The 10,397-nt window shown below is 42.9% G+C and carries 4 protein-coding genes; 2 read left to right on the forward strand and 2 right to left on the reverse strand.

Annotated elements, in window-relative coordinates:
- Positions 1-257: 257 nt before the first annotated feature.
- Positions 258-2,687: an acetate--CoA ligase family protein gene (locus tag MTBBW1_RS07480; protein WP_080801431.1), complete on the reverse strand. Its 2,430-nt coding sequence runs from the start codon at positions 2,685-2,687 to the stop codon at positions 258-260.
- A gap of 303 nt (positions 2,688-2,990) precedes the next feature.
- On the opposite strand from MTBBW1_RS07480, the gene MTBBW1_RS07485 reads away from it, so the two are divergent.
- A complete protein-coding gene (locus tag MTBBW1_RS07485) occupies positions 2,991-3,896 on the forward strand; it encodes a class I SAM-dependent methyltransferase (RefSeq protein ID WP_080801435.1) in 906 nt (301 codons plus the stop codon).
- Positions 3,897-4,145: 249 nt separating this feature from the next.
- Here the strand turns inward: MTBBW1_RS07485 and MTBBW1_RS07490 are convergent, their stop codons facing one another.
- On the reverse strand, positions 4,146-5,888 hold the full coding sequence (locus MTBBW1_RS07490; RefSeq protein WP_080801438.1) for a methyl-accepting chemotaxis protein: 1,743 nt from the start codon (positions 5,886-5,888) through the stop codon (positions 4,146-4,148).
- A 746-nt stretch (positions 5,889-6,634) separates the two neighbouring features.
- Here MTBBW1_RS07490 and nifJ point away from each other — a divergent pair.
- Complete coding sequence (nifJ, locus tag MTBBW1_RS07495) at positions 6,635-10,141, forward strand: pyruvate:ferredoxin (flavodoxin) oxidoreductase (RefSeq protein ID WP_080801440.1); 3,507 nt, start codon at positions 6,635-6,637, stop codon at positions 10,139-10,141.
- Positions 10,142-10,397: the final 256 nt, after the last annotated feature.

A 10,397-nucleotide genomic window follows, 5' to 3' on the forward strand; every position in this document is an offset into this window, starting at 1 on the left:
AATCTTGGGAATCCTGTTCAGACAGTGTTGACAAGGCTTACAAGATCATAGGTGTCGATTTTGAAGCCTTATCCTGTTAATCCTGGGTATCCTGATTCAGACAGTGTTTAAAAGGCTCAAAAGGTCATAGCTGTCGGCTTTGAGTTTTAAGCATATTACCAAGAATAAAGAAAATTTTTTAACAAAATAGACACCCATGAAAGTTAATTCTCAACAAAAAATGAATCTTCGGACAAATAGAGACTCTCGCATAAGATTCAAATAAAATCCCCATCAATACCATGATTTCCCCTAAGTGCCTCAGCAGCCAGACGCCCCTGCACATAGAGAGAAAGTGCAGCCACTGCCTTATCGCACACATTGAAAACAGGAACACCATTTTCCATGAGTGCATCCCTTAAAGGATCATAAAGACGTCCACCATCCACAACCGCAACAATGGGTGTGTCAACCCTTTGTACCAAATCAGTCAGAAGCTTTTTAATACCCTTGTCGTGATCCATGCTGTAACGTGATGAGATATCTTTTTCGGCAAGTGTTTTCATTGCAGGTGACATGGGATCAAGGCTGACAACAATTGCATCTACATCTGGATCATCTGCAAGTGCTTCTGTTATCATTGCATGGGCCTCATCATCAGCAGAGGGGTTTATGTCAAGTGGATTGGAAAGGTTTACAAATGACGAAAGCCCTTTTTCCTCAATAATCTGGGAAATCACCAACTTTGTTTTCTTTCCAAATTTCGCAAGCTGCATTGAAAAATCGTCAGAATGGATTGAGTCAGCCATCCCCACTGCCTCAAATCCTGCACCACTCACAGCAGCAAGCCTGTTGCCGTTAATTATTTTTCTGCTTAAGTTTTCGGATAAAAGGAGAATATCCTGGAATTCAGAGAAATTTCGTGCAACAATTGCACCAGCTTGGCGAACACAGCTTTCACAGACCATATAGTCGCCGGCAAGGGAAGCTGTATGACCGCTTGTTGCAGCTTTTCCCTCTTCTGTTCGCCCTGCCTTGTAAAACAGAACATCTTTTCCGGCAAGAACTGCCTCTCTGACTGCCCTGCAGAAGACAAGGCCGTCAAGATCATTAAAGCCTTCAGCATATATGGCAATTACATCTACCCTGTCAGAACCCTTAAAATAGTCAACCATATCTCCGAGTGTAAGATCTGTCTGGTTACCCATTGAGATCATGTAAGCTGGGCGAAGTTCCGGGCATTGGTGGCTTCTGTGAAGCATAAAGGCACCGCTCTGGCTTATCAGTGCTGCCCGATGAAATTTAAGGTTTCGCTCCTTGGGAAGCTTTGCCTCAGGAATAAACCATGTGTCATATCCTCCGGGCCTTGATATTACCCCCATGCAGTTTGCCCCAAGAAAGACAGGGCCTCCTTCCGGAGTTGCGTGGATATCGTTGATTTTCTTCACCACCTGCATGGCTCGCTCTTCGCTCTCTCTGGTCTCTCCCATACCCCCCGGGATGAGCATTACACTTTTTGCAGCATCAAGGTGAATTATCTCGTCAACAAGATCAGGAACCTGCTCTGCACCAACGGCAACAATAAAAAGATCAATATTTTTATTTAAGCGAGCAATCAGGACGGAAAGGGAAGGCACACATATAACTCCATCAATTGCATCAACTCCTTCCTTTACAATAAAAATTTTCTCCTTTGAGAAACCTTCGGCAATTATATTGTCAAGGATTATTCTCCCAAAATTTTTGCGGGTGGAAGAGACCCCAATTATTGCAATTGTTTCAGGATGAAGAAGATTGTCTATCTTTGAAGTTGGCCTTGGGTTTCCAATGGATACAGATTGCCTGAACCTGCACATGCCATCCAGTGGCACCATGAGATAGTCGGTGAATGTAAAAGGGTTGATTTCAAGCTCTTCTATTACAAAAGGTGCATTGAGATTATTCTGGGAATAGTGATTTCCCATTGCTATAAATGAATCAAAACACTCTATAAGCTGCTCATCTGTTACAATTCGACGCTGTCCCCTGGTAAGGCCGGCAAGTTTTTTATAAGAAATTGTTTGACGGAAGATCTGAAAAAAAGAGTGGCCGTCATTCATGGCTGTGGATGCTGCAACAATGGCCTGCCCTTTTCTGAATCTTCTGGCATAAAGTTCTGTATCTGTCCCACCAAGGCCTGCGCTGATAACTGTGCCAAACTCCCTTGTGTGGCGAAGCCCCACAATAAGCTCATTACCAAATGCACCGGAATCAGGGGGCATGAACTGCACCATAAGTACCCCTTTTAGATCCCTGCTTATTGCTGCGGTTAGTGCATCAGAAGATAAATTCCTGTAACTTTCAGGCGCAGCATCCGGATTGCGCTGTATCCAGTCCGAATAATTTTCAGGAACTTCATAGAGCATGCGGCGAACAGCAGAGCGAACTGCATTAGGCGTTTTTTCCACAATTCTGACACCGCTCACCTCTGTCTTGTGGATAATGGTTGGAGATACAATTTTCAAAACAATCTTATTGCCAGGCAGTGCAACAAGCTCCTCGTCCGATGGTCTTGCTCCCCTGGGAACAAAGCTGCTTTTAGGTGGTGTTTCTGCTCCTGACTGTGAAAGAAGCGCATAAACCTCATATTCATACAAAAAACCACGGCCTTCCTGATGTGCCGTTGTGAACATCTCGGTAATGCTGTCAAAATCAATGGGGAAATTCATGAAATTATCTCACTTTCTGAAAATAATGGAAAACACAGGTTGCACTGCATAAATGGCAGGCGTATAAAATATAGACTCAAAGCCTACATCTTTGATCTTTTGAGCCTTTTAAACACTGTCTGAATCAGGATACCCAGGATTAACAGAGATAAGGCAGGATTATTTATCCTGAGCATCCTTCTTATCATGGTTATCCTGATGCAGACAAATTCAATAGCTGGTCAAAAAGCAATAAGATGTCGATTTTGAGTTTACAATATTAGAATTAACCCTTCTTTTCAATAACACAATCCGGAGATAGAAATGAACAAATATATAAAGCCACAAAAAACAAGTTCACCTGATACAATATCCCGAGGTGATTTACCAGAAAGTATTGTATCCCATTATGGTTCCAGTAATCTTGAATCAAAAATTTATGATGGCCTTGCAAAGGCCGGAAAAGATACAGATAATCTTGCCATCAAGGATCTCTCTGTCATTGACCAGCTTCATACAGGTGGGCATATTGCAACCCTGGAACTTGCGCACAAAGCAGCTATTAAAGCAGGATATCATCTTTTTGATGCAGGCTGTGGCATAGGTGGATCTTCAAGGCTTCTTGCAGAAAAGTTTCAGTGCAGAGTAACAGGTATGGATCTTGTACCATCATTTGTTCAAGTGTCTGAAAAGCTCTCCATATCTACACATACAGAAGATAGTGTCAATTTTGTCTGCGGAAACATCATTGATACAGAACTGAAATCAGAAATATTTGATATGGTATGGTGCCAGCATACACTCATGAATATTGAGAATAAAAGGAAAGTTTTTGAGGAGTTCATGCGGATACTCAAACCTGGCGGAACAGTTGTTTTGCATGAAATCCTCAAAGGTGATGACAACATGCAGGAAGGGATAGCACTGCCTGTGCCCTGGGCAGCAGCTCCTGAGCACTCATTTCTCATCACCATTGATGTTATAAAGAGTATCATAAACGACTGTGGTTTTAAAGTCCGTTTCCTAAATGATGTGACAGAACAGGCAAAAGTATGGTGGGAAAAGGTTGATGCCGCATTCAGCAAAACAGAAGGAAGCCCCCCAAAACCACTTGGGCCGCATATAATTTTTGGAGAAAATGGAAAATTATTTGGAAAAACCATGACACGCAATCTTAATGAGGGGCGTATCCGCATGATTGAGGCTGCATTGATAAGGATTGAATCTTAATCAAAATCGGCACCTATGATCTTTTGAGCCTTGTCAACATTGTCTGAATCAGGATATCCAAGATTAACAAGATAAGGCAGGATTATTTATCCTGAGCATCCTTTTCATCCTGGTTATCCTGATTCAGACAAACTCAATAACTGCTCAAAAAGCAATAAAATGTCAATTTTGAGTATTTATCCTGGTTCAGACAAACTCAAAAACTGCAAAAACAACAAGGTGTCTTAAAAACAATTTCAAAGAAATTCCTCAATTTAACATCACCCTGGCATCAAATCCTATTATCATGGCTCCCCAGTGCCGGCCATCAATGTAAATCGGCATAGAAAAATCATTCAGAATTTGACCTGTGTCACGCATATAGGTCTGCAACAGCATTGTTTCTGTATGGGTGCAGCGTCTTTTTTCTGTGGTATTACTTAAAAAAATCCTCTGATGACGGCTGTTAAGAAGATCTTTTTCAGGATCACCTGTCATCGGCTTAGAAAACTGACTGTGATGGAGAGGAAGATAGCCGTTTCTGTCAATAAGCAGGCAATATAAGCCGCCTTCTATTTCCTTCAATTTTTCATCAAGAATTTCCTGCATTTTCCTGGCAAAAGGCTCTGTAAATGATGTCAGGTATTTCTGAGGGTTGGTACCTGGAACTTTTTTGTAGCCGGTATCAAAAAGGTTAACCCCACTATCTTTCAGCTCCACCATTTTTTTTGTAAAAATCTCCCTGGTATTATGGCAGAAGGATATGAACATATCAAATTTACCTGTTCCGGTTTTGACACCCGATACCATCTCCAGCATCTTCTCTGTAACCGAGTTCAGGCTATAAATTGATTTTTCGGTTTCTGACACCTCAATTGCAATCTCTCGGGTTATGGAGTTGATATTTTCAACCATTGAGGTCACTTCACTATTGTTGGTTGACAGTTCCTCAATTGCCGAGGCAATCTTTACAAGTTCATCGTTTGCCTTTTCAAAGTCAGCAACCATATCTTTAAAATTGTCAACTGTTTTACCCACAACTTCCCCTGTCAACTCAGAGTAGCCGCTGATCTCCAGGGTTCCCGACTGTGTCTGCTTTACAATTTCAATCATCTCACTGACATTTTTGGATATTGCATCGGTTGCAGGTTTGATCTTTTTTGACAGCTCTCTTACTTCCTCTGCCACAACAGCAAATCCTTTTCCATGCTCCCCTGCCCTTGCTGCTTCTATGGTAGCATTAAGAGAGAGAAGAGCTGTCATATCAGCAATTTCATTGATGGTGTCAACTATCTTTAAAATACTTGAAGAACTTCTTCCAAGCTCATCAACAGTTACCCTGAAGGATTCCACAGACTCATTGATCTGCTTCACCTTTTCCGTCACATCCATAAGTTCCCTGTAGGAACTCTGGGCCAGATCCAGATCCCTGGTTGTTTTTTCAGCAACATACTGAGTACTTTCAGATACCTCTTTCAATGCACTGTCTGCCTCTCTGCTTGCTGCTGCGACACTCTCGGAAAGCTCCTTCTGGGTTCCGGCATTTTTTGACACTGCTGCGGCTCTCTTAGCAATACTGGTTGTGCCGAATGCTGTCTCAATCCCGATACCGCGAATTTTCTCCACTGTAACTGCAAGCCTTTTGATAAAGGCCGAGTAGCTTTTTCCAATTTTTAATGCAGCCTCTGTTTCAAAATTAACAGATGGCTCTGAAATATTTATCCTGCCATCATCTGAAACAGCAAACATGGATTCAATACCTGAAAATGTCCCGTGAATCATTTTTTTCAATGTGCTGACTGCGGCAAAAGCCCAGAAAAGAGAAAACAAAGACAAAAGAAATCCGGCAATCAAAAAGTTTTTTGCATATTCAGGATAAAAAAAGCTTCCTGAGAGGCAGATAAAAGAAAAAAAATTCAGCAGAAGTAAAGAGTACACACCTCCAGATATCCTGCTTTCAGGGTTTGGGAACAGCAAAACCATGATTTTCTCAAAAAATCGTGTTTGACTCATATTTTCCCTCCATCAAAATAGATATTGAACTACATCTTACATTTTTAGAATCACATTTATGATGCAATAAATATACAAAATCATTTTTCTTCACAATTTTCAAGTCAAAATCTAAAACGGTGAAAATTCGCCTTCTACCGGCAAATTTTGATCTTTTTTCGTATATCGTACATGGCGGATTTCCGCCATTTACGTTTAGATGAAAGCTCCACAAGTGGCTGTTTTAAAAAAGTTTTAAACACTTCGATTATGGCGTTTATCCGCCATCTACGTTATTTGATAAAGCTCCAGAATATCTATTCAGGTACATCTTTTGCTTTTATGATAAGTTCAACAAATGCAATCAACATACACACAAAACTTTGGCATCAAGGTAGTACCATTGAGTTTTTCGGGAAAACCATGTTTACTGTTTACATGATTTTTTTTTTATTGTATTAAAGGCAATCATATTGATTTAGAGAGCGCTTTGCCTTTTTAAAGGCAAAAAAGAGACAATCGGATTTTAATTCTATTCTTATGTATGCCCATAGTCAGGGCACCCGACGAATTATAAAACAATAAAATTGTAAAAACAGTCTGTTACAAAGATTTTGACATAAACTATAAAAGAGGTTACAACAGAAAAAAAGCAAACAAAACACTATTTTTCATGCCAGGACTTTTTTTGGTAATACCAATCAACACAATTTTAGTAACAACACACCATATCAGATGGACAATCATTTATTCAAAAAGGTGGTTTCATGAAAAAAACGATGCAGACAATTGATGGAAACACAGCCGCAACCCATGTTGCCTATGCAATGAGCGATGTTGCAGCAATTTACCCCATTACCCCTTCAAGCCCCCTGGGAGAAATCGCTGACAGTTGGGCAGCAGCCGGCAGAAAAAACATCTTCGGACAGGTACTGACAGTAAAACAGATGCAGTCTGAAGCAGGTGCTGCCGGAGCTGTTCATGGTTCACTTTCCGCTGGAGCATTAACAACATCCTTTACCGCATCCCAAGGTCTTCTTCTTAAAATACCAAACATGTACAAGATTTCCGGCGAACTTCTGCCCTGTGTTTTTCATGTGACTGCCAGAGCACTTTCCGCCCATGCTCTATCCATTTTTGGCGACCACTCCGATGTTATGTCTGCCAGACAGACAGGCTTTGCAATGATTGCTTCAAGTTCCGTGCAGGAGGCAATGGATCTTGCCCTTGTGGCACATCTGGCAACCCTTGAAGCTCGGGTACCATTTATGCATTTTTATGATGGATTCAGAACATCCCACGAGATCCAGAAGATTGAAGTGATTGATTACAAGGATATGGCTGATCTGATGAACTGGGATGCCTACAGAGAATTCAAGGTGCGGGCAATGAATCCTGAATGCCCCAACACCCGTGGAACTGCCCAGAATCCAGACATCTACTTCCAGGGCAGAGAAGCTGCAAACCCATTTTATCTGGCAACCCCTGCCATTGTACAGGCATATATGGATAAGGTTGCAGCACTGACTGGTCGCAATTATCATCTTTTTGACTATGCCGGAGATCCTGAAGCCGACCGTGTTATCATTGCCATGGGTTCAGGCTGTGAAGCCATTGAAGAGACAGTGAACCAGCTCAACAGCGAAGGTGAGCGGGTTGGTGTTATCAAGGTACGCCTCTATCGACCATTTGATGCTGCCGCCCTTCTCCGCGCCATTCCTGCCTCAACTGAAACACTTACTGTTCTCGACAGGACAAAGGAGCCAGGAGCACTTGGAGATCCACTATATATGGATGTCTGCACAGCTCTTATGGAAAAAGGAGAGGGGCCAAGGGTTGTGGGCGGTCGTTATGGTCTTAGCTCAAAAGAGTTCAATCCTCCGATGATAAAGGCTGTTTTTGACAACATGAAATCAGCAGGTCCTAAAAACCATTTCACCGTAGGTATCAAAGATGATGTAACCCACACATCCTTAGAGCCTGTATGCGGTTTCAACCCTGCACCGGAAGGAACGGTGGGGGCAAAATTCTGGGGACTTGGTTCCGACGGAACAGTGGGTGCCAACCAGAGTGCCATCAAAATTATCGGTGATAACACAGATAAATATGCACAGGGTTATTTTGCCTATGACTCCAAAAAATCAGGCGGCATAACAATTTCCCATTTACGCTTTGGAGATGTTCCCATCCAGTCCACCTACCTTATCACAGAGCCTGACTTTGTGGCCTGCCATAAGGCCAACTACCTTGGTATTTACGATGTGCTCCAGGGCATCAAAGAGGGCGGCACATTCCTGCTCAACTCTGACTGGTCATCAGAAGATATGGAAAGGGAAATTCCAGGCGATGTCCGAAAAGTTATTTATGACAAAAAACTGAAATTCTTCAATGTTGATGCCGTTAAGATTGCAGGAGAGGTTGGCCTTGGCAACCGTATCAACATGATCATGCAGACCTGCTTTTTCAAACTTGCCAATGTTCTTCCTTTTGAAGAGGCCATTGAGCTTCTGAAGGCTGATATCAAGAAGACATATGGCAAAAAAGGCGATCATATCGTCAAGATGAACGTTGACGCTGTTGACAAAACCCTTGACAATCTCGTTGAGGTAAAAGTTCCTGAATCATGGAAAGAGACTTCTGGATGGCCTGAACCTGATACCAAGGGAACACAGTTTATGGAAAAGGTCATACGTCCAATACTTTCCCAGAAAGGTGACTCCCTGCCGGTAAGTGCATTCCAGCCAGACGGTACATTTCCAAATGCCACAAGCCAGTACGAAAAACGTGGGGTTGCCATAAATGTTCCGGAGTGGATTGCTGATAACTGCATCCAGTGCAACCAGTGCTCTTTTGTATGTCCCCATGCAGCAATTCTTCCTGTTGTGGCAACACCTGAAGAGCTTGAAGGAGCACCGGAGACATTTATAACCCAGCCAGGAAAAGGCAAGGAACTCAAGGAATTTGCCTTCAGAATGCAGGTTAATCCCCTTGACTGCCAGGGATGCGGTAACTGTGCAGATATCTGTCCTGCCAAGACCCCAGCACTTGTGATGAAACCAATTGCCACCCAGACGGCCACAGAAGTTCCAAATCACATATTCTCCCTCTCCATTCCTTTTAAGGATGGCCTTGGCAAGAGAGATTCTGTAAAGGGAAGCCAGTTTATCAAACCAATGCTTGAGTTCTCAGGTGCCTGTGCTGGTTGTGGCGAGACTCCCTATGTAAAAGTGCTGACCCAGCTTTTTGGAGAAAGAATGACTGTTGCCAATGCTACAGGATGCTCTTCCATCTGGGGTGGCTCTGCTCCAACTTCTCCCTACTGTACCAACGCAGACGGACACGGCCCCACATGGGCAAGCTCCCTTTTTGAGGATGCCGCAGAGTATGGATACGGAATGATGCTTGCTGTCAACAAGCGAAGGCAGGTTCTGGCATCAAAGGCACAGCAACTGCTTGAAACCGATATTCCGTCTGACCTTAAAGATGCTCTGTCAGGCTGGATTGCAGGCATGAATGATGCTCAGGCATCAAGGGAGTATGGAGACAAAATAAAAGCCATAATCAATGCAAACAGGGGCAGCGTTATGCTGGAATCCCTTATTGAAGACCAGAATCTTTTCACCAAAAAATCCCACTGGGTATTTGGCGGTGATGGATGGGCATATGATATTGGTTTCGGCGGTGTAGATCATGTTCTGGCATCCGGCGATGACATCAACATCCTTGTAATGGATACAGAGGTCTATTCCAACACAGGCGGCCAGTCCTCAAAGGCTACCCCCACAGGAGCCATTGCCAAATATGCAGCATCAGGCAAAAAGATCGGCAAAAAGGATCTCGGAGCAATGGCCATGAGCTACGGCTATGTCTATGTGGCTTCAATCTCCATGGGTGCCAGCAAACAGCAGACCATGAAGGCTTTTACTGAAGCTGAAAGCTATCCCGGACCATCCCTTATCATATGCTATGCTCCCTGTATCAACCAGGGCATCCGAAAGGGAATGGGCAAAACACAGCTTGAGGCAAAACTTGCTGTTGATTGCGGATTCTGGCCAATGTACCGTTACAATCCTCTGCTCAAGGCAGAAGGCAAAAATCCTTTCATCCTTGACTACAAGGAACCAGACGGAACACTTCAGGAGTTCCTCTCTGGCGAAACCCGTTTTGCAGCTCTTGAGAAGAGCTTTCCGGATGAGTCAAAACGCTTAAGAGCGATGATTGAGAAGGAAGTTCAGGAGAAATACGAGAAGCTTAAAAAACTTGCAGAAGGTTAATTAAAAAACGAGAAAACGGGGAGAGATTTTAAATCTCTCCCCGTTTTTGTTCAATAAGACACTATCAAAAAAGACACTATCAAAAATTCCTGTGGTGCAGAAATTCCTATGGAGGATTGACTCGCCTTCTTCGGTTCTAATTATCCGAAATCAGGATTTTTTTGCGAACAATTTTCGTTTCTGCGTGATTAGATCTGCAGTAACGGCATCCATACGGAATTTTAATGTATTGTCTTTTATTCTCAAAGTCGACACC

It is taken from the genome of Desulfamplus magnetovallimortis (assembly GCF_900170035.1).
GTDB classification, from domain to species: domain Bacteria; phylum Desulfobacterota; class Desulfobacteria; order Desulfobacterales; family Desulfobacteraceae; genus Desulfamplus; species Desulfamplus magnetovallimortis.